The organism is Nonomuraea fastidiosa (assembly GCF_042751225.1).
Classification (GTDB): domain Bacteria; phylum Actinomycetota; class Actinomycetes; order Streptosporangiales; family Streptosporangiaceae; genus Nonomuraea; species Nonomuraea fastidiosa.
This window is the reverse complement of the sequence record NZ_CP170570.1, coordinates 5,943,245-5,962,946: the sequence shown is the minus strand read 5'-3', so window position 1 is coordinate 5,962,946 and position 19,702 is coordinate 5,943,245. Positions and strand designations below refer to the sequence as shown.

Here is a 19,702-nt window from a genome sequence, read left to right as displayed (position 1 = left end):
CCGCCCGCACCACAGAAGAGCACGTCGTTGGCGGTGGAGCAACGTCGAGGCTCCTGCGACGGAATCCCATGCCCGCATTGAGGCCGGCCGGGGCTGCCGCAGCGCAACTGAACTGGAACTGCCGTAGCGCGACCGAACCCGGGCCACCGCGGCTGCAGTAACTTGTCCGGCGACCCGTTCGCCTTCGCGGGAGTGCGCCGGGGCTGCCGCTGCGCCGACGGACCAGGTACGCCGTGGGCGGGGAAGGTCGTCTCCCGTGGCGCGGTCAGGTCGGCCGCCGTGGCGGGATGACATCAGTCCGGCCCGGGTGGGAGGGGCCGGTGAGGAGGGGTCAGCCCGCCAGTGGGACGTCCACTGGCAATTGGGGCTGGCCCGGTACGCCGAGCAGGTCTTCGACCGTGCAGACGAAGGTCTCGGCCTCGGCGAGGATCTCGTCGGCGTCGGCCTGGCTGACCCGCCGCACCATGCCCGCCTCGGCGGCGGCGCGCTTGGCGGCGGTCGTCGTGAAGTAGGCGGCCCACTCGGCCAGCTCGGGCTCGACCTCGGGAAGCTGCTCCCACGCGCTGCGCAGGCGCCGCCTGCGGCCCTCCATGGGCCGGGGATGGGCGGCCAGGATCGCCGCCGCCGCGCGCAGCGCCGCCAGGTGGGCGGCGACGTAGCGCGATGCCGGGGTGCGAGCGGCGCTCGCCTCCGCCAGGCAGGAACGGGAATCGGTCAGGTGTGCCCGAACCGCAGGCGACAGCCGGGGCCCGGGCGTTTCTCTAGGCCGTGGTGCCATCTTGCGCGCCTCCTTTGGAGTCGTGGGCGGCGCCGGCGTCTCCGCCGGTGGTCACAACAATCGCAGACGCCACCGACATTTCCGCCGGGCCGGCCGGACGAGGAGCTTCCCCTCTCCCCGTCCGGCCAGGACACGCCCACTCGCCTCCGCCGACGACGAGGACGTGCCCTTCGCCCAGGGAGCCTGGCCGCGGGGGGCTCGCTGGGGTAGCGACGTCCGCGACCAGGCCCGTGTGACGTTGAGCCGCGAGCCTCACCGTCACTAGGTCGAACATAATTTCGATCACGCCACGTTGTCAACCGGTTCGCGAACAAAGGTTCGATGACCTTGAAGTGACGGATGCGTACCCGCACGAAGACGTGGAGGGCACGTACCCGCTCGAAAACGCGCGTCCGCAGGAAAAAGCCGCCGCCGTGGTGACGGCGGCGGTGTGGTGGTGTCGACGTGACGGCGATGACGGCGTCACGGCCGCGGCGCACGGTGCCCGAGGCTGTGAGGACCCCGGAGCGGTCAAGTTCCCTGTGGCACGCGCTCCGAGGAGCAGCACCCGTGCGACACGCCCGCCAGGCGACTGGCCACCCCGGCGACACCCGAGCCAAGAACAAGCCTCATCCCCGCCCGGCGCGCACTCTCCGGACCAGCCCCGCACGTCACGCACGCCAAGCGACCGGCCGCGTCCAGCGCGGCGCACATGCGAACGTGGCGCCGCAGCCGGTCGGGCCGTCAGAGCGGAGCGGGAAGGTCCGTGCAACGGCAGGCCCGTGAAGCGGCGCTGCGCCGGCGTCCACCCCCGCGTAGCGGCGCCCGCGCCCGCTCACACGGCATCCAACCGACCCACGGCCCCCTCCCGCGGCGTCCAACCGATCCACGGTCCGCTCCCGCGGCGTCCAACCGATCCGCGGTCCGCTCCCGCGGCGTCCAATCGATCCGCGTCCGCCCAGCGGTGCCCGACCGATGATCCGCGCCCACGAGAGCGGCAACCGAGATCCGCGCCTTCGCATAGCGGCGCCGAGCCGACATCCGGGGCCCGCCCGGGGCCTCACTCGATCGAGATGGCTCCCGATGGGCACAGGGTCACCGCGCGCCGCACGGCGTCCTCCAGATCCGCAGGCGGCACATCCTGCAACAGCACGACCGTGCCTTCGTCCTCGCTCTGGTCGAAGATCTTGGGCACCGTCAGCGCGCACATGCCCGCCCCGATGCACACCGATTCGTCTGCCTTGATTTTCATGGTGACCTACCAAGTGACAGGGAGGCGGTGCACTCCATAGATCGACATGTTCGAGCGCATCGGCACCTCCTCGGGTGTTACCGCCAAGCGTAGGCCAGGCAGCCGCCGCAGCAGCGCAGGGTAGGCGATGCGCATCTCCGTACGGGCGAGCTGCTGACCGAGGCACTGGTGGATGCCGTGGCCGAAGGTCAGGTGGCCGCAGGCGGGCCGGGTGAGGTCGAGGTGCTCGCCGTCGGGGAAGCGCGCGGGGTCGCGGTTGGCGGCGGGCAGGTGGAGGGTGACGGCCTCGCCCGCCTTGATCGTGACGCCCTCGATCTCGACGTCCTGGGTCGCCGCGCGGACCGGGCCGAGGTGGATGATCGTCAGGTAGCGCAGCAGTTCCTCGACGGCGTTCTCGGCCAGCGAGGGGTCGTCGCGCAGGAGGGCGAGCTGTTCGGGGTTGGTGAGCAGCGCGTACGTGCCCAGCCCGAGCATGTTGGCGGTCGTCTCGTGCCCGGCGACGAGCAGCAGCACGCCGACCCCGGTGAGCTCCTCGTCGTTCAGCTCCCCGCCTTGGACCAGCCCGCTGAGCAGGTCGTCGGCCGGCTGCTCGCGCTTGCGCTGGATGAGCTCCATCAGGTACGCCCAGATCCGCCCCAGCGCCGCCACCGCGTCGTCGGCCCCGGCGTCGAGGTCGAAGAGCGTCCTGGACTCCCTCTGGAACGTCTCCCTGTCCTCGTACGGCACCCCGAGCAGCTCGCAGATCACCAGTGACGGGATCGGCAGCGCGAACTCCTCCACCAGGTCCACCGGCCCGCCCTTGGCCTCCATGGCGTCGATGCAGTCGTTGGTGATCTCGGTGATGCGCGGTTCGAGCATCTTCATCCGCCGCACGGTGAACTGCCCGGTCAGCAGCTTGCGGTAGCGGGTGTGCTCGGGTGCGTCCGTGCGCAGGAAGAACCCCGGCGGCAGCTTGAAGTCGCGTTGAGCGAGTTCCAGCCGGGTGGAGGCGATCGGCGGGTGCTGCGTCTCCGGGCGGTTGCTGAAGTGCGGGTGGGCGAGCACGGCGCGGGCGGCGGCGTAGCCGGTGACGAGCCAGCCCAGGTGGCCGTCGGCGTACTTCATGCGGTGGATCGCCCCGTGCCGGCGCAGGCCGGCGACCTCGTCCGGTGGGTCGAGCGGACGCTGGCGGGTCATGGACAAGGTCAGCGCGGACGTCTCGGTCATGGTCGGCTCCTTTCCTTCACTCCCCTCCAGAAAACCTCAACGAGTGCAAAAATGCAACGAGTGAAAAGAATAATCCGGTGCACTATAGTTCGGCCATGGTCGAAGGTCTGCGCGAGCGCAAGAAGCAGCGCACCCGCCAGGCGCTGATCCAGGCGGCGCTGCGGTTGTTCGAAGAGAAGGGGTACGAGGAGACGACGCTTGCGGAGATCGCCGCGGAGGCCGAGGTGTCCACGCGCACGTTCTTCAGCTACTTCGCCAGTAAGGAGGACGTGCTCTTCTTCGACTCCCAGCAGCGGCTCGACAGGGCGATGACGCGGCTGGCGGCCAAAACGCCCGACCAGACGGTGGCCGACCTGCTGCGGCAGTTCCTCGAGGACAGCATCGAGCAGGTCATCACCGGCACCGGCACGTACGACGCCGCGGCGCTGCGGGCGCGGCTGGTGCTGACCGTGCCGTCGCTGCAGGCGCGGGCGCTGCACCTGCTGCTCGACAGCCAGCTCACCCTGGCCAAGGCGCTGCACGAGGCGTTCCCCGACCGGCTGAGCCTGCAGGACGCGGGCACCGCCGTCGGCGCGCTGATCGGCGCGATCATGGTGACGGTGATGACGAGCGTCGACGAGGGCAAGCCGATCGACGAGATCATCGCGGCCGTACGCAGGGCAGGGGATGTCACGATCGCCGGGCTGGGCTCGCTCGGCTAGCGCGATCCGGTGAGAAGCTGTCTCCCGGAGGCCCGGACCGACGAGCGGGAAGGAGAGCGCATGGCGGGCAGGGGACGACCGGCCGGTCTCGTGCTGCTGGCCCTGGGTCCCGTGCTGGCGGCGGCGTACGCGGGCGCCGGCTACCTGGGCGTCCGCGCGGCGGTGCGAGCGCAGATCGCCGACCCCGAGTGGGAGGGCGGCAGGATCGACGCCTCGGGCATGACGACGATGGGCGCCGACGCGTGGCGGATCATCTTGCTGACGGCGCTCTTCGCCGGTCTGGTGGCGCTCGCCTATCTGGTCATCGGCCTGCTGTTACGCCGCCCGGGACGGGGCCGCACGGCGCTGCTGGTGGTCTCGGGCCTGCTGATCCTGCCGTACACGCTGGCGTTCGCCATCGCGCTGCTCAACCCGGCGAGGGCGCTCGCCGCGCTGACCGACCAGTCCGGCTTCGTGTCGGGGCTGCCCGATTGGCAGTCGTACGCGGCGTATTTGATCCTCATCGGCGGCGTGGCGCAGGCCGTCGGGATGGTCATGGCCGCCACCGACGGCAGGCGCGCGGCGGCGGCGCACAAGGCCCGTGAGGCTCAGCAGGCCCCGGAGAGCTCGCCGAGTCCCCCGGGTCCGGAGAGCCCGCCGAGCCTGCGGCAGCCCGGCGGGCCCGGCATGGGCTCCTAGCGGCGGAACTTGCCCCTGACGTGCACCGGCACGCCTTTGCCGAGCAGGCCGGGCAGCTCCTCCGCGACGTTCATGGGCATGCGCACGCACCCGTGCGAGGCCGGATAGAGCGGTACCGACAGCGCGCCGTGGAAGGCGATGCCGCCGTTGAAGAAGATCGGGTTGTACAGCTGGCCCAGGTACGACCTGTGCCACCCGCCGACCCGCCACGTCGTGCGGTAGTCACCGGTGGGAGTGGTCGCCGAGCCGCAGAAGCGCTGCTTCCTGCCCTGCCAGGTGGCGGTCTCGCAGTAGGGGATGCCGCTGCCCGACGAGATGTGGCTGATCAGCTTGAGCCGGCCGCGCACGTACAGGGTCATCACCTGCCTGGTCAGGTCGACCTCGGCGCGGGTCGGCCGGCCGTTCGGCACCAGCACGCGCGGCGCTCTCGGCCTCTCCAGCGCCTCCCAGGTGCGGCGGGCGATGGTGCTGGTCGGCTTGATCCCGTTGACCTTCTGGAACGCCCATACGGCGGCCAGCGTCGTGGTGCCGTACTGGCCGTCCACCTTGCCGGGCCGGTAGCCGAGCTCGATCAGCCGCTTCTGCAGCCACTTGACCGCCGATCCCTTGGCGCCCAGCCGCAGCGTCTTGCGCGGCGCCACCACCGCGGGCTCGGCCGCGGGCGCGTTCTTCCCCGCCGCGGGCGGCGCGACGGAGGCCGCGAGGCTGCTCGGGGGCGGGGCGGCCGTACGTAATGCGCTCTGCGTTCCGCAACCCGAGACGGCGACCGCGCCGGCCGTCAGGAGGGCAGCCACCCCGGGCAGCCGTGGAAACCCCACAGGTACCACCTCTCACAATCCGTACAGAACAGATCACGGGACCATACACCAGTCACCATGAATCGGTAATCGGGCGGCCATTCTGTTTAGAGTGTCCCCATGTCTGAGAAGTTGCCGTTGCCGTCGAACGCCGTCATCGTCGAGTCAGCGCTACGCGAGCTGGGCGCGACCGGCGAGATCGTGGTCCTGCCGGAGAAGGCCCCCACGGCCGCCACTGCCGCGGCCCAGCTGGGCTGCGAGGTGGGCGCCATCGCCAACAGCCTGATCTTCGACGCCGACGGCACTCCCCTGCTCGTCCTGACCAGCGGCGCACACCGGGTCGACACCGAGCTGATCGCCCGTACGGCGGGCGTCCAGCGGGTGCGCAGGGCCACGCCGGAGTTCGTCAGGGCGGCGACCGGCCAGCCGATCGGCGGCGTGGCTCCGGTGGGGCATCCGTCTCCGGTGCGCACGCTGGTGGACAACTGGCTGAGCAAGCACGAGGTGGTGTGGGCGGCCGCGGGGCATCCGCACACGGTGTTCCCGACGACGTTCGACGAGCTGGTGCGGATCACCGGGGGCACACCGGTGGACGTCGAGTAGTGTGCGACGGGTGATCGAGTTTCGCGGAGCCGGTCCCGCCCAGTTCACCGAGCGGCTGGACACGGTGATCGACATCTACACGGCGGCCATGAACCCGCCTCTCGACCAGATCACCGGGCGCCAGACCATCATGCGCAATCACGCGACATATCCCTACTTCCAGTGCTATTTCGCGGAGTTGCGTGATTCATCCCCGGGTGGGGGCGATGTGGAACCCCGCATCGTGGGCTTCGCCTACGGCTTCCGCGGCGCGCCCGGCCAGTGGTGGCACGACGTCGTCGTACGGGGCCTCGCCGACCGCATCGGCCAGGAGGCCGCGCATGCCTGGATGGGCAACGCCTTCGAGCTGGCCGAGATCCACGTGCACCCCGACTACCAGGGCAAGGGCATCGGCCGCCGGATGATCAAGACGCTGTGCGCGGGGCGGCGCGAGCGTACGGCCATCCTGTCCACGCACGACCAGCCCACGGCGGCCCGCCACCTTTACGCCAGCATGGGCTTCATGGATCTGCTGACGAAGTTCGCCTTCCCCGGCGGTCACGAGGAGTACGCGATCGCGGGCCGCCGCCTCCCGCTCACCTGATCTGAGTGACCTGCTGGAGACCAGGTGACCACAGGTTTACCGGGGATGACGCACGGGCACCTTTGATGACAGAAAGTAGCCGACACTTTACCCACCGTCTAGTGTCCCCTGCCCGTCACCCGCCCGGTCCCCCTGCGGGCGGGTGGCGGGCTCCCCTTATGCGGGCAGGCCGGTAGGCCTTATGCCAGCAGGCCGGCGGGCTGCAGCCGCTGGAACACCTCGCGCGACGCGCTCGACCGGTTGAACGTGATGAAGTGGATGCCGGGCGCGCCCTCGTCGAGCAGCCGCTGGCACAGCTCGGCGCCGTGGTCGATGCCCAGGGCCCGCACCGCCGCCGGGTCGTCCTTGACCTTCTCGAAGCGGGCGGCGAGGCCGGGCGGGAACGGCGCCCCCGACAGCTGCTCGGAGCGGGCGATCGTGCTCATCTGGGTGACCGGCATGATGCACGGGATGATCGGCGTCTCGCACCCCTTGGCCGCCACCCGGTCACGCAGCCGCAGATAGTCGTCGGCCTGGAAGAACATCTGCGTGATCGCGTAGTCGGCACCGGCCCGGCACTTGCGCACGAAGTATTCGGTGTCGGACTCGATGGACGGCGAGCGCGGGTGCTTGTACGGGAAGGCGGCGACGCCCACGCAGAAGTCGCCGGACTGCCGGATCAGGCGCACCAGCTCTTCGGCGTACATCACGCCCTCCGGGTGGGGCACCCACTCGCCGGTGGGGTCGCCCGGCGGGTCGCCGCGCACGGCCAGGATGTTGCGCACGTCGGCGTCGGCGAAGCGGCCCACGAGATGACGCAGCTCGCGCACGGAGTGGTTGACGGCCGTGAAGTGGGCCACCGGCGTGAGCGTGGTGTCGTGGGCGATGCGCTCCACGATGTCGACCGTGCGGTCGCGGGTGGAGCCGCCCGCGCCGTACGTCACCGAGACGAACGTCGGCCGCAGCGACTCCAGCTCCCTGATCGCGCGCCAGAGCTGCCGCTCGCCCTCGTCGGTCTTCGGGGGAAGAACTCGAACGAGAACGACCTGGCGCCGGAGGCCAGCATTTCGCGGACCGTCGGAACGCGATCGGGCCGGACGGAGGGTCGACCAAGAGCCATGACGATAAGGCTACCCCGTGGAACTCCTGTCGCACCGGCCAGAGCGGCCCCTCCGAGATCGAACCGCGCCCTTTCGGCCATTACGCTCAAGGCATGACCACTGACGCCGCCGGCATGGAGATCCTGCGCGCCCATGTGGAGCGCGCGCTCGCGGAGTTCGTCGAACAGAAGCTCCCCGCCGGGGGCGAGCCCGAGTTCAAGCCGTTGCGCACGGCCGCCGACGCGCTGCTGTCGGGCGGCAAGCGGCTGCGGCCCGCGTTCTGCTACTGGGGCTGGCGCGGCGCGGGCGGCATCGACGAGCCCGCCGTGTTCACCGCCGTCGCCTCGCTGGAGCTGCTGCAGGCCAGCGCGCTGGTGCACGACGACGTGATGGACAAAAGCGACCTGCGCAGGGGCATGCCGTCGGCGCACCGCCGCTTCCAGGCGATGCACGAGAGCGCGGGCTGGCACGGCTCGTCCGGGCAGTTCGGCGAGGGCGCGGCGATCCTGCTGGGCAACCTGCTGCTGCTCTGGTCGGGCGAGATGTGGCGCACCTGCGGCCTGCCGCGCGAGGCGCTGGAGGCGGCGCAGCCCCTCCACGACCACATGCGCAGCGAGCTGATGTGCGGCCAGTACCTCGACCTGCTGGAGCAGGCCACCGGGGAGAACACGTTCGACTCGGCGCTGCGGGTGGCGCTCTACAAGAGCGGCAGGTACTCGGTCGAGCAGCCGCTGCGGCTCGGCCTGGTGCTCGCCGCCCGCGAGCTGACGCCGTGGATGGACGAGCTGTGCACCGGGTACGGCCAGCGCGTCGGCATCGCCTTCCAGCTCCGCGACGACATCCTGGGCGTCTTCGGCGACCCGGCGGAGACGGGCAAGCCGGCCGGTGACGACCTGCGCGAGGGCAAGCGCACGATGCTGGTGGCGCGCACCCTCGCCGCCGCCTCCCCCGCCGGGGCCGCCACCGTACGCCGGCTGCTCGGGGACCCCGAGCTGGACGCGCGGGGCGTGGCGGAGCTGCGCACGATCATCGAGGACAGCGGGGCGCTGCAGGAGTGCGAGGACCTGATCTCCGACTATCTCGGCCAGGCGCTGACCGCGCTCGAAGCGGCGCCGGTCACGCCGGAGGCCCGTGCGGCGCTGACCGAGCTGGCGATCGCGGCGACGTCCCGCAAGACCTGACCGCGCGCCGCCTCGTCACGGACACCGCCGCCTCGTAGCGGGAGCGCTCCCGTGCCACGGACGGCACGCGCCGCCGTGTCACGGACGCTCCGGAGCCTCGTCACGGACGGGGCGGGGAAAGGCGGTCGGGGCCGGCGAAAGGCGCGGAAGGACGTGAAGGGCCGCGAGGAGTCGCAGGGGCCCGGGAAAGACCGCCGAGGAGTTGCGGAAGGCCGGGAAAAGACCCCGGAGGGCCGGGGAAGGACGGGAGGCGCCCGTGCGGGGAGCGCGGGCGCCTCGGAGGTTTCAGCGGGCCGGCCCGGCGGCCAGCCGCTTGGCGAACTCGGCCGCGGCCGCCCCTGGGTCGTCGGCTTCGGTGATGGCGCGGACGACCACCACCCGGCTCACGCCGTACGACATCACCTCGTCGAGGTTGCCCAGGTCGATGCCGCCGATCCCGAACCAAGGACGCGAGGTGCCGAGCGAGGCGGCGTGCCGCAGCAGCGGCGGCCCCGGCGCGGGGCGCCCAGGCTTGGTGGGGGTCGGCCAGATCGGGCCGCAGCAGAAGTAGTCGACGCCCTCTTCCACGGCCGCGGCGGACGCCTCGGCTGCGGAGTGGGTGGACCGTCCGATGACGATGTCGTCGCCGAGTATCTCTCGCGCGACCGTCACAGGAAGGTCGTCCTGCCCCAGGTGGAGCACGTCGGGCCGGGCGGCGTAGGCGACGTCCGCCCGGTCGTTGACAGCGAGCAGTTTTCCGTGCCGGTCGCAGGCGTCGCGGAAGACTTCGAGCAGCGCGAGTTCTTCGCGCGCCTCGAGACCCTTCTCCCGCAGCTGGATGATGTCCACACCGCCCGCCAGCACGGCGTCGAGGAACTCCGCCAGATCGCCGCGGTCGCGGCGGCCGTCTGTGCAGAGGTAGAGGCGGGCCTCAGAAAGCGAGGGCTTGGGCACGCCGCTTGACCTCGGTGTGACGCCCTGCCCTGATCGCCTCGATGGGCGACCCCGGCAGCGAGTCGTCTGGGGTGAAGAGCCAGCGAAGCGCCTCGACGTCGTCGTAACCGGCGTCCTGCAGCACGGTGAGCGTGCCGGGCAGGCCCTTCATCACGTCCTTTCCGTCGAGGAACTTCGCGGGCACCTGCGGCCCGCCGCTGCCGCGGCGCACGCCGAGCAGCTTGTGGTCCTTGAGGAGTTGCTTGGCCCGGCCGATCGGAAGCTCGAGGCGCTGGGCCACTTCGGGGAGGGTGAGCCACTCGTCGACGAGCTGCTCGGTCTCCCGGTCGATCTGTGCAACAGAAAGCGTCACGAAACCACAACTACCACATGGCGTGCTTGCTCAAACAACACAATCTCGTAGGGGCACTTGTGGATCTACCAGGCGTTCCGCGTCCAGTCGATGGCCCGCTTCGATGATGCGCCGGCCCTGTACGAGATCGCGCGGCCGGTCCACGGCGAGCACCGCGGCGAGCGTGTCGCCGTCGGTGAGCCAGACGGCCGACCACTTGCCCTCGGGCTCGCCCCGGTACACGAGGCGGTCGGCCTCGGTGTGGTGTCCGGCGTACTGGAGCATGTGGCCGAACTGCTCCGACCAGAAGTACGGCACCGGGTCGTAGACCGCCTCCTCCCCCATGAGCGTCGCGGCGGCGACGTCGGGGGCGTTGAGCGCGGTGTCCCAGTGCTCGACCCTGAGGCGGGTGCCCCAGCGGCGCGACCACCACGCGGCGCAGTCGCCCACCGCGACCACGCCGGGCAGCGAGGTGCGCAGGTGCTCGTCGGTGACGACGCCGTTGTGCAGGTCGATGTCGGCGTTGGCGAGCCACTCGACGGCCGGGCGCACGCCGATGCCGGTGACGACCACGTGGGACTCGACGAACTCGCCGCCCACCAGGCGGACGCCGCCCTCCTCGACCGACTCGACCATGGTGCCGAGCCGCAGGTCGATGCCCTCGTACCAGGGGATCGTGCGGCCACCGAGCTCCGTGCCGACGGCGGCGGCGAGCGGCGTCTGCGCCGCCTCGATGACCGTGACCGCGCAGCCCGCGCGCCGGGCCGCGGTGGCGACCTCCGCGCCGATCCAGCCCGCGCCGATGACCGTGACCCGCGCTCCGGGTACGAGCATCACCCGCAGCTCGTGAGCGTCGTCGAGCGTGCGCAGGACGTGCTGCGGGCCGTCGCCTGGCAACCTGATCGGGTCGGCGCCGGTGGCGATGACCAGGCCGTCGTAGGGCAGCTCGCCCTCGGTGGTCTCCACGACGCCCGCGCGCAGCGACGTGGCCGCGACGCCCGGCCGGAAGTCGATCTGGAGCGCGTCGAGGTCGGTGTCGATGAAGCTGGTGTCGGCGTCGCCCTTCAGCACCGCCTTCGACAGCGGCGGGCGATCGTAGGGGCGATGGCGCTCCTGGCCCAGCAGCGTGATGCGGCCGTCGAAGCCGCGCCCGCGCAGGGCCTCCACCGTACGCACACCCGCGAGACCCGCTCCCACCACCACGACATGGTTCACGCTCATGACCATAACGGCGACCATAAGGGGCCGGTGCGTGCGCCCCGTACCGAGGTCGTAGGCTGTGGGCGGTAAGACGCGCGGGAGTCCGGCCGTGACCGGGCTGAGAGGAAGGCTGTGACGGGCCTTCGACCGCAAGACACCTGATCCGGATCATGCCGGCGAAGGGAGCGCATGATGGACGTGATCGTGGGCGGCGGGGTCGTCGGGCTGTCCGTGGCCTGGCGGCTCGCGTGCGAGGGACGGCCGGTCACCGTGGTCGATCCCGCGCCCGCCACCGGGGCCTCCCACGCGGCCGCCGGGATGCTGGCGCCGGTGAGCGAGGTCACCTACACCGAGGCGCCGCTGCTGCGGCTGGGCATGGCGGCGCTGAGCCGCTGGCCCGCCTTCGCCGCCGAGCTGGCCGAGGACGCCGGACTCCCCGCCGGCGAGGTCTCCGCCGCCGGTGCCTTGGCCCGCGGCCCCCGTTCGGGGCTTGGCGCGGGCGGGCTGGATCTGCGGGCCGAGGGGACGCTGGACGTCGCGTTCGGCTCCGACGACATGGCGATGCTGGACGAGCTGGCCGCGTTCATGGAGAAGCTGGACCTGCCGGTCGAACGGCTGACCGGGCGCGAGTGCCGCCGCCTGGAGCCGATGCTGGCCCCCTCCGTGCGCGGCGGGCTGCTCGCGCCCGGCGACGCCTGGGTGAACCCGCGGCGGGTGACGGCGGCGCTGCTGACCGCCCTGGAGCGACGCGGCGTTCCGCTGGTGCGGGCGCGCGTCAGCGAGCTGGTCCGTACGAACGGCGCCGTCACGGGCGTACGCCTGTCGAAGCCCACCGGCGCACCGGCGACCGGCCTGCGTCTCGGGGCTCACCACGTCGGCGGACCACCTGCCGCGCCGTACCCCGCCGATGCCGGCGAACGGGCCGCCGGTGACGGTGCCGAGCGGGCCTTTGACGTCGCCGGGGCCGGTGAGGCGGACGGTGCGTGGGCGGACGGGGACGTGCTGGCGGCCGACCGGGTGGTGCTGGCGGCCGGGGCGTGGAGCGGTGAGCTGGCCGACGTGCCGGTGCGTCCGGTCAAGGGCCAGATCATGCGCCTGCGCTCGCCGCAGCCGCTGCTCACCCACTGCGTACGCGGCACCGTCCACGGCTCGCCGGTCTACCTCGTCCCCCGGGGCGACGGCGAGCTGGTGGTGGGGGCCACGCAGGAGGAGCTGGGCTTCGACACGACGGTGACCGCGGGCGGCCTGTACGAGCTGCTGCGCGACGCCAGGGAGCTGGTGCCCGGCGTCACCGAGATGGAGGTCGCCGACGTGGTGGCGGGCCTGCGGCCGGGCACCCCCGACAACCTTCCGGTGATCGGCCCGGCGAGGACCCCGGGGCTGACGTACGCGACCGGGCACCACCGCGGCGGGGTGCTGATGGCCCCGCTGACGGCGGCCATCCTGATGGGCGAGGAGAGCGAGCTGGCGACCCTGTGCTCGCCAGGGAGGTTTCAGGAAATTTCATGATTGTCACCATTAACGGGTCTGAGCGCGAGGTGGCCGACGGCACCACCGTGGCGGAGGCCGTACGGACGCTGACGACGGCCACCACCGGCGTGGCCGTGGCCGTGAACGACGAGGTGGTCACCCGCAGCGCCTGGGAGACGACGGCGCTCAGCGACCGTGACCGCGTGGAGGTGCTGACGGCGGTGCAAGGTGGATGAGCTGATCATCGCCGGTGAGAAGTTCTCCTCCCGGCTCATCATGGGCACCGGTGGCGCGCCCTCGCTGGAGGTGCTGGACCAGGCGCTGGCCGCGTCCGGCACCGAGCTGACCACGGTGGCGATGCGCCGGCTCGACCCGTCGGCGCGCGGCTCCGTGCTGGACGTGCTGCGCAAGCGCGACATCAAGGTGCTGCCCAACACGGCGGGGTGCTTCACGGCGGGCGACGCCGTGCTGACGGCCCGGCTGGCCAGAGAGGCCCTGGGCACCAACTGGGTCAAGCTGGAGGTCATCGCCGACGAGCGCACGCTGCTGCCCGATCCGATCGAGACGTTCGACGCGGCGGAGCGGCTGGTGGCCGACGGGTTCGTGGTGCTGCCGTACATCGGGGACGACCCGGCGCTGGCGCGGCGCCTCGAGCAGGCCGGCTGCGCGGCCGTCATGCCGCTGGGCGCGCCCATCGGCTCCGGGCTCGGCATCCGCAACCCGCACAACATCGAGCTGATCGTCGAGGCCGCGTCCGTGCCGGTGATCCTCGACGCGGGCATCGGCACGGCCAGCGACGCCGCGCTGGCGATGGAGCTGGGCTGTGACGCCGTGCTGCTGGCCACGGCCGTGACGCGGGCGCAGCGGCCCGACCTGATGGCCGCGGCGATGAAGCAGGCGGTGATCGCCGGGCGGCTCGCGGCCCAGGCGGGCCGCATCCCGCGCCGCCGCTACGCCGAGGCGTCCTCCCCCATGACGCCGTAGCCCGCTTCCAGAAGAAGGCCGTAGCCCCGCTTCCATAAGACGGCCCGCGTGAGCCTTCCAGGGGGCCGCTCGCGCGTGCCTCCTGGGAGGCCGCCCGCGCGAGCGGCCCGTTTCGTGCGCCCCGGCGACACGCCGGGGCCACATCGGCATCCCCGCGGCGGTGCGGACGGGAACGTCTCCGCATCGGTTTCGGGCGGCAAGGCCATCCCGGTGGCAAATCGCCCGTAAACTCAGCGGGGTGGACACGACGACTGCGGACCCCCTGGTCGGGCGGCTCCTCGATGGGCGTTACCGCATCGAGGGCCGGATCGCCCGGGGCGGTATGGCGACCGTCTATCTCGCGCTGGACGTCCGGCTCGACCGGACCGTCGCGCTGAAGGTCATGCATCGCTCGCTCGCCGAGGACCCTGCGTTCGTCAGGAGGTTCATCGGCGAGGCGAAGTCGGTCGCCAGCCTGTCACACCCCAACGTGGTGGCCGTCTTCGATCAGGGCACCGACAACGACGTCGTCTACCTGTCGATGGAGTACGTCCCCGGCCGCACGCTGCGCGACATCCTGCGCGAACGCGGCCGCCTGCCGGCCCGCGAGGCGCTGGAGATCCTCATCCCGGTGCTGGCCGCCCTGGGCGCGGCCCATCAGGCCGGCATGATGCACCGCGACGTCAAGCCGGAGAACGTCCTGATGACCGACGACGGCCGGGTCAAGGTCGTCGACTTCGGTCTGGCCAGGGCGATCGAGGCGACCAACCAGACCCGCACCGGCATGCTGATCGGCACGATCGGCTACATGGCGCCCGAGCAGGTGCTGACCGGCGCCGCCGACGTGCGCAGCGACGTCTACGCCGCCGGCATCATGCTGTTCGAGCTGGTGACCGGGCAGCAGCCGTACTCCGGTGACACCCCGATGTCGGTGGCCTACCGGCACGTCCACGACACCGTTCCCCCGCCGTCGTCGATCTGCCCCGACGTCCCGCATCTGATCGACCGGCTGGTGGCGAGCGCGACGGCCCGCGAGCCGGACGACCGGCCGGCCGACGCGACCGCGATGCTGGTGGCGGCGGTCGAGGCGCACCGCGTGCTGCCGCAGACGTCGATCCCGCCGGGCACGGCCTCGCTGCCGGGCATGGCGGCGTTCCACTCGCAGCAGACGGCGGCGCTCACGGCCATCCAGCCGGACACCCCGGCCCCGTCGGGTCGGCAGGCGCACTCCGTCCACTCGGCTCCGTCGGTGCCGCACGCGGCGCCGGCCCACACGCTGATCCAGCCGCGGATGGAGGTGGCCCAGCCCGAGCCGCGGCGCCGGTTCCGTCCGAGCTTGTTCCTGGCCGGCCTGGCCGCGGTGATGGTGATCGCGGTGGGCCTGACCGGCTGGTACTTCTCGCTGCCCGAGCAGGTCAAGGTGCCCGACGTCGTGGGCAAGGACCTGGCGCTGGCCGAGAAGGACCTGGCGAACGCCGGGCTGAAGGCGCGCAAGGGCGAGAGCCAGTACGACGAGAAGGTGGCCGAGGGCCTGGTGCTGAGCAGCGACCCGGCGGCGAACACCGAGCTGGAGAAGGGCACGACGGTCACGCTGACGCTCTCTCTCGGCCCCGAGCGCATCGTGGTGCCCAACGTGACCGGCATGAGCGGCAACGACGCCCGGGCCGCCATCGCCAAGGCCGGGCTGACCGTCGGCACCGTCAAGCGCCAGCCCAACCAGCAGGTCGAGCGTGACAAGGTGATCCGCACTTCGCCGCAGGTGGGCGAGCGGGTCAGGAAGAGCGCGAAGGTCAACATCTTCGTCAGCGCCGGGCTGACCATGCCCGACGTGTCCGGCATGCCGAAGGACGAGGCGGCCCAGTTCCTCGGCTCGCAGGGCTTCCAGGTGCAGGTCAACGAGGTCGACGACGACGCCGAGCCGTGCACGGTCATCGCCCAGTCGCCGAAGGCCAAGGCCGAGGTGGACAGGGGCGCGCCCGCGATGATCACGGTGGCGCGCTGCCAGACGCCGTTCTTGGACTGGTTCAGGAACGGCGACAACGAGGCCCGCGACGACCAGCAGTTCGCCATGGTGCCCGGGGTGATCGGCAAGAACGTCAACGACGCCAAGTCCGAGCTGGAGGCGCTGGGCTTCCGCGTACGCGTGCAGCGGCTGGCCAACGCCCCTGTGGTGCAGTTCCAGCGGCCGCTGCCCAACAGCGAGCGCCCGCCGGGCAGCACGGTCATCCTCTGGCACTGACTCCGGCACTGACTCCGGCACTGACTCCGGCACTGACTCCGGCACCGGCTCCGGCGCTGACGCGGCCCCGGCCGGCCCTAGGAGCGCGGCCGGGGTGCCGGTGAGTCAGGCCAGGTGGCCGTGCAGCCGTACGCGGGCCAGCCCTCCGTCCGGGTGGATGTCCACGCGCACGTGCGTGACCGGCGTGTCGCCGTCGAGGCGGAAGCGGTGCGGCGTGTCGGGCTGCAGCGGCGTCTTGGGCAGCAACTCCACCTCGCGGTCGCCGTCGATGCCGGTGAGCGAGACCGCCGCGGGCGCGTTGTACAGCAGGTTCGTGGTGTCGATCTCGGCGAGCCTGATGACGCCGCGCCCGGCGAGCCGGATGACGAGCCAGTCGTTGCCGCCGCCGCGCCGCCGCGCGGTCTCCCAGCCTTCGGCCTGGTGGCGGGCCAGGCCGGGCGCGATGACGTTGTTGGGCGATGAGTAGAACTCGTCGGAGCAGGCGGTGACCAGCCCGCCGTTGGCGAGTGCGGCGAGGTCGAAGCCGAGCCCGTCGTAGACGGACAGGTCGGGACGCGCCTCGCCGTGCACGCGCAGCCTGGCCACGCCGCCGTCGGGGTGGATGTTGAGCCGTACGTGGGTGTAGCGGGTGTCGTCGGCGACGGGGAAGAAGTGCTCGCGGTCGCCCCTGAGCTGCGACAGCGGCACGATCTCGGTCCAGGACGCGTCGAGCACCTCGCCGGGCGACGGGTGGCCGGGCACGGATGCGGCCTCGACGGAGGCGTGCGGCGGGTAGTTGCCCTTGAACCAGGCCGTGTCGATCACCACGCCGCGGATCACGCCGGGCATGCCGAGGCGTACCAGCGCCCAGTCGTGGCCGGGCTCGCGGCGGCGGCGGGTCTCCCAGCCGTCGTACACCTGGCCCTTGTTGCCGAACGTCTCCGGTTGGAAGCCGGGGCGGCCCGGCTTGATCAGGCTCTCCTTCTCGGCGAACGACTCGTCGCTCGCGGCCACGACCGAGCCGCCGTACGTGCGCAGGGCCAGGTCGGGCAGGCGGGTGAAGTCGGCCATCTATCGCGCTCCCAGCAGGAATCGTCCGTGCGGCTCGCCGTCCACGGGGCGGCCGCGCAGCCAGGTGGTCAGGACGGCGCCCTTGAGCGTGCGGCCGTGGTAGGGCGTGACGGGGTTCTTGTGGTGCAGGCGGGCCGCGTCGACGACGGTCTCGGCGTCGGGGTCGAACGCGACGAGGTCGGCGTCGTTGCCGGCCGCGATCGCGCCCTTGCCGGACAGGCCGGCCAGCTCGGCGGGCGCGGCGGACATCCAGCGGGCCACGTCCGACGGGGTGTGGCCCCTGCGCGCCGCCTCGGTCCAGACGGCGGCCAGCCCGAGCTGGAGCGAGGCGATGCCGCCCCACGCGGCGGCGAAGTCGGGCACCTTGAGGTCGGCGGTGGACGGCGAGTGGTCGGACACCACGCAGCTCAGCACTCCCCTGGCCAGCCCGTCCCACAGCAGGTCGCGGTTGCGCGCGGAGCGGATGGGCGGGCAGCACTTGTACGCCGTCTCGCCCTCGGGCACCTGCTCGGCGGTCAGCGTGAGGTAGTGGGGGCAGGTCTCGGCCGAGACCGGCACGCCCTCGGCTCTGGCGGCCTCCAGCACGTCGAGGCACTCGGCGCTGGAGACGTGCAGGATGTGCACCCGGCAGCCGGTCTCGCCGGCCAGCCGGACGACGTGCTCGACGGCGCTGCGTTCGGCCGCGCCCGGCCGCGAGTCGAGGAACGCGCGGTAGCCGGGCCCGTCCGGCTCGCCCAGCAGCGCCGGGTCCTCGGCGTGCACCACCATCAGCCCGCCGAATCCGGCCACCTCCGTCATGGCCTGCCGCAGCTCGCCCGCGCTCAGCGGCGGGAACTCCTCGACCCCCGACGGCGACAGGAAGCACTTGAAGCCGCGCACGCCGCGCTCGTGCAGGGGCCGCAGCTCCTTGAGGTTGCCCGGGATCGCGCCGCCCCAGAACGCGGTGTCCACGTGGCACTGGCCCTCGGCGGCACGCAGCTTGATCTCCAGCGCCTCGGTGCTGACCGTGGGCGGCAGGCTGTTGAGCGGCATGTCCACGATCGTCGTGACGCCTCCCGCCGCGGCGGCCCTGGTGGCGCAGGCGAAGCCCTCCCAGTGGGTGCGGCCGGGCTCGTTGACGTGGACGTGGCTGTCGACCAGGCCGGGCAGCAGCACCAGATCCCGCAGGTCGACGTCCTCGGCGGCGGCGAGCGGCTCGGCGTGGTCGTGCAGCGCGGCGATGCGCTCGCCGCGCACGGCGACGGCCAGGGCCCGCTCCCCCTCGGGCGTGACGGTCCTGCGGGATCGGACGACCAGGTCGTACGGTGTCATGCGCCCTCCGTGAGGCGTTCTGCGGCGATCCTGGCCGCGAGCCGTTCGAGCAGCGGTCCCGCCTCGGCCATGCAGCGGGCGGGGTCGGGCTCGATGTCGGTCAGCGCGTACGCGGCCTCGATGCCGGCGGCCTTCAGGTCGGATGCCGAGAGCGTGGTACGCCCGCAGACCGCCACCACCGGCACTCCCGCCCGCGCGGCCCCCCGCGCGACGCCCGCGGGGGCCTTGCCGCGCAGCGTCTGCTCGTCCAGCGAGCCCTCGCCGGTGATCACCAGGCGGGCGCCCTCGGCGTGGGCGTCGAAGCCGAGCAGGTCGAGCAGGTAGTCGATGCCGGGACGCAGCTCGGCGTGCAGGAAGGCGAGCGCGGCGAACCCGACGCCGCCCGCCGCGCCCGCGCCCGGCGCGCCCGCCACGCCCATCGCCCGGGGCACGTCGTCGTGTTCGACAGCGCCCATCAGCCCGTGGGTGGCGGTGGCGATGGCGGCCAGGCGTGCGAGGCCGGCCTCCAGCGTCTTGACGTCGTCGGGGGTCGCGCCCTTTTGCGGGCCGTAGACGGCGGCGGCGCCGTGCGGGCCGAGCAGCGGGTTGTCCACGTCGCTCGCGACCACGAACTCGACGCCCGAGATGTCGAGGAAGCCCGACATGTCGATGCGGTCGAGCTTCTTGAGCGCGGCCCCGCCGGGGGGCAGGTCGTTGCCTTCCGCGTCGAGGAACCGGGCGCCGAGCGCCTGCGCCAGGCCCGCGCCGCCGTCGGTGCAGGCGCTGCCGCCCAGGCCGAGCACGACCCGCTTCGCGCCGCGGCGTACGGCGTCGGCGATCAGTTCGCCGGTGCCCCGGCTGGTGGCGGTCAGCGGCTCGCGCTCGCCCGGCAGGCGGCGCAGCCCGGAGGCCTCCGCCAGCTCGACCACGGCGGTGCCGGTGGGATGCCAGGCGTACGAGGCGGAGACGGGCCGCCCGGTCGGCCCGGTGGCCTCGATCGTGATCCGGCTGTAGCCGCTCGCCACGGCCGCGTCCACGGTGCCGTCGCCGCCGTCGGCCACCGGCAGCTCCACCGTGGGCACGCCGAGGCCCGCCGAGACGTGGGAGGCGACCTCGGCGGCCGTCAGCGAGCCCTTGAACTTGTCGGGGGCCACCAGTACGTGCTGAACCACTACGAACTCCCACCTGATGATGAAGAATGTGCTGACACGCCTTCCTGCCCGGTGCGAGCGGGCAGGAAGGCGTGACTCATCATCACATCCCGCCCCGCCCGGCTCGCGCGCCGGGCAGGGGCGGAAGCACCGGTCCCCCGGCCTCTCCGAAGCGGGGACGCAGCCCGCTCGCGCGCCGGGCAGAGGCGGGAGCACCGGCGCCCCGGCCTCTTCGAAG

At 72.3% G+C, this 19,702-nt stretch carries 19 protein-coding genes, 1 pseudogene and 1 riboswitch; of the genes and pseudogenes, 9 read left to right on the top strand and 11 right to left on the bottom strand.

Going from position 1 to position 19,702, the window contains the following annotated elements:
- Nucleotides 1–331: 331 nt before the first annotated feature.
- The 3 genes from ACFMQL_RS27535 to ACFMQL_RS27525 all read right to left on the bottom strand — a co-directional run bounded on the left by ACFMQL_RS27535 (nt 332) and on the right by ACFMQL_RS27525 (nt 3,215).
- On the bottom strand, nt 332–778 hold the full coding sequence (locus ACFMQL_RS27535; RefSeq protein WP_364054994.1) for an SAV_6107 family HEPN domain-containing protein: 447 nt from the start codon (nt 776–778) through the stop codon (nt 332–334).
- A gap of 1,039 nt (nt 779–1,817) precedes the next feature.
- A complete protein-coding gene (locus ACFMQL_RS27530) occupies nt 1,818–2,009 on the bottom strand; it encodes a ferredoxin (protein WP_364054997.1) in 192 nt (63 codons plus the stop codon).
- A 6-nt stretch (nt 2,010–2,015) separates the two neighbouring features.
- Complete coding sequence (locus tag ACFMQL_RS27525) at nt 2,016–3,215, bottom strand: cytochrome P450 (protein WP_378787731.1); 1,200 nt, start codon at nt 3,213–3,215, stop codon at nt 2,016–2,018.
- 95 nt (nt 3,216–3,310) lie between these two features.
- On the opposite strand from ACFMQL_RS27525, the gene ACFMQL_RS27520 reads away from it, so the two are divergent.
- Both ACFMQL_RS27520 and ACFMQL_RS27515 read left to right on the top strand, forming a co-directional pair.
- On the top strand, nt 3,311–3,916 hold the full coding sequence (locus ACFMQL_RS27520) for a TetR family transcriptional regulator (protein ID WP_364055003.1): 606 nt from the start codon (nt 3,311–3,313) through the stop codon (nt 3,914–3,916).
- A 60-nt stretch (nt 3,917–3,976) separates the two neighbouring features.
- On the top strand, nt 3,977–4,594 hold the full coding sequence (locus ACFMQL_RS27515) for a hypothetical protein (protein ID WP_364055006.1): 618 nt from the start codon (nt 3,977–3,979) through the stop codon (nt 4,592–4,594).
- Here the strand turns inward: ACFMQL_RS27515 and ACFMQL_RS27510 are convergent.
- Nucleotides 4,591–5,412, bottom strand: a complete 822-nt coding sequence (locus tag ACFMQL_RS27510; protein ID WP_378787728.1) for a peptidoglycan-binding protein — start codon at nt 5,410–5,412, stop codon at nt 4,591–4,593. The two genes, ACFMQL_RS27515 and ACFMQL_RS27510, sit on opposite strands and share 4 nt — an antisense overlap.
- A gap of 99 nt (nt 5,413–5,511) precedes the next feature.
- On the opposite strand from ACFMQL_RS27510, the gene ACFMQL_RS27505 reads away from it, so the two are divergent.
- Together ACFMQL_RS27505 and ACFMQL_RS27500 are read left to right on the top strand one after the other, a co-directional pair.
- On the top strand, nt 5,512–5,994 hold the full coding sequence (locus tag ACFMQL_RS27505) for a YbaK/EbsC family protein (protein ID WP_378787726.1): 483 nt from the start codon (nt 5,512–5,514) through the stop codon (nt 5,992–5,994).
- A 10-nt stretch (nt 5,995–6,004) separates the two neighbouring features.
- Nucleotides 6,005–6,577, top strand: coding sequence for a GNAT family N-acetyltransferase (locus ACFMQL_RS27500; RefSeq protein ID WP_364055015.1), 573 nt, complete (start codon nt 6,005–6,007; stop codon nt 6,575–6,577).
- A gap of 179 nt (nt 6,578–6,756) precedes the next feature.
- Here ACFMQL_RS27500 and metF read toward each other — a convergent pair.
- Nucleotides 6,757–7,622 (bottom strand): annotated as a pseudogene (metF, locus tag ACFMQL_RS27495) (methylenetetrahydrofolate reductase [NAD(P)H]).
- 147 nt (nt 7,623–7,769) lie between these two features.
- On the opposite strand from metF, the gene ACFMQL_RS27490 reads away from it, so the two are divergent.
- On the top strand, nt 7,770–8,837 hold the full coding sequence (locus tag ACFMQL_RS27490) for a polyprenyl synthetase family protein (protein ID WP_364055021.1): 1,068 nt from the start codon (nt 7,770–7,772) through the stop codon (nt 8,835–8,837).
- Between the two features lie 285 nt (nt 8,838–9,122).
- Here the strand turns inward: ACFMQL_RS27490 and thiE are convergent, their stop codons facing one another.
- The 3 genes from thiE to ACFMQL_RS27475 are packed head-to-tail and all read right to left on the bottom strand — an operon-like array spanning nt 9,123 to nt 11,322.
- A complete protein-coding gene (gene thiE, locus ACFMQL_RS27485; protein ID WP_364055024.1) occupies nt 9,123–9,770 on the bottom strand; it encodes a thiamine phosphate synthase in 648 nt (215 codons plus the stop codon).
- Complete coding sequence (locus tag ACFMQL_RS27480) at nt 9,748–10,122, bottom strand: Rv2175c family DNA-binding protein (RefSeq protein ID WP_364055027.1); 375 nt, start codon at nt 10,120–10,122, stop codon at nt 9,748–9,750. Before ACFMQL_RS27480 ends, thiE begins: the two co-directional genes overlap by 23 nt.
- A gap of 30 nt (nt 10,123–10,152) precedes the next feature.
- Nucleotides 10,153–11,322 carry an NAD(P)/FAD-dependent oxidoreductase gene (locus ACFMQL_RS27475; RefSeq protein WP_378787723.1) on the bottom strand — a complete coding sequence of 390 codons (1,170 nt, stop codon included), beginning with the start codon at nt 11,320–11,322 and terminating at the stop codon, nt 10,153–10,155.
- A 64-nt stretch (nt 11,323–11,386) separates the two neighbouring features.
- A riboswitch (TPP riboswitch) is annotated at nt 11,387–11,503 on the top strand.
- Between ACFMQL_RS27475 and ACFMQL_RS27470 the strand changes: the two genes are divergently transcribed.
- The 4 genes from ACFMQL_RS27470 to pknB all read left to right on the top strand — a co-directional run bounded on the left by ACFMQL_RS27470 (nt 11,491) and on the right by pknB (nt 15,973).
- Nucleotides 11,491–12,810, top strand: coding sequence for an FAD-dependent oxidoreductase (locus ACFMQL_RS27470; RefSeq protein ID WP_364055033.1), 1,320 nt, complete (start codon nt 11,491–11,493; stop codon nt 12,808–12,810). Its footprint overlaps the riboswitch before it by 13 nt.
- Complete coding sequence (gene thiS, locus ACFMQL_RS27465; protein ID WP_378787721.1) at nt 12,807–13,007, top strand: sulfur carrier protein ThiS; 201 nt, start codon at nt 12,807–12,809, stop codon at nt 13,005–13,007. The genes ACFMQL_RS27470 and thiS overlap by 4 nt, the downstream gene beginning before the upstream one ends.
- On the top strand, nt 13,000–13,755 hold the full coding sequence (locus tag ACFMQL_RS27460) for a thiazole synthase (RefSeq protein WP_378787719.1): 756 nt from the start codon (nt 13,000–13,002) through the stop codon (nt 13,753–13,755). Before thiS ends, ACFMQL_RS27460 begins: the two co-directional genes overlap by 8 nt.
- A 238-nt stretch (nt 13,756–13,993) precedes the next feature.
- Entirely contained in the window at nt 13,994–15,973 is a 1,980-nt protein-coding gene (pknB, locus tag ACFMQL_RS27455; RefSeq protein WP_378787717.1) for a Stk1 family PASTA domain-containing Ser/Thr kinase, read from the top strand.
- A 105-nt stretch (nt 15,974–16,078) separates the two neighbouring features.
- On the opposite strand, the gene alc is transcribed toward pknB, so the two are convergent.
- From alc to ACFMQL_RS27440, 3 genes are read right to left on the bottom strand one after another with little or no spacing between them, the layout of a single operon-like run.
- A complete protein-coding gene (gene alc, locus ACFMQL_RS27450; protein WP_364055042.1) occupies nt 16,079–17,023 on the bottom strand; it encodes an allantoicase in 945 nt (314 codons plus the stop codon).
- Complete coding sequence (allB, locus tag ACFMQL_RS27445; protein ID WP_378787714.1) at nt 17,024–18,334, bottom strand: allantoinase AllB; 1,311 nt, start codon at nt 18,332–18,334, stop codon at nt 17,024–17,026.
- Complete coding sequence (locus ACFMQL_RS27440) at nt 18,331–19,485, bottom strand: glycerate kinase (RefSeq protein WP_364055048.1); 1,155 nt, start codon at nt 19,483–19,485, stop codon at nt 18,331–18,333. The genes allB and ACFMQL_RS27440 overlap by 4 nt, the downstream gene beginning before the upstream one ends.
- Nucleotides 19,486–19,702: the final 217 nt, after the last annotated feature.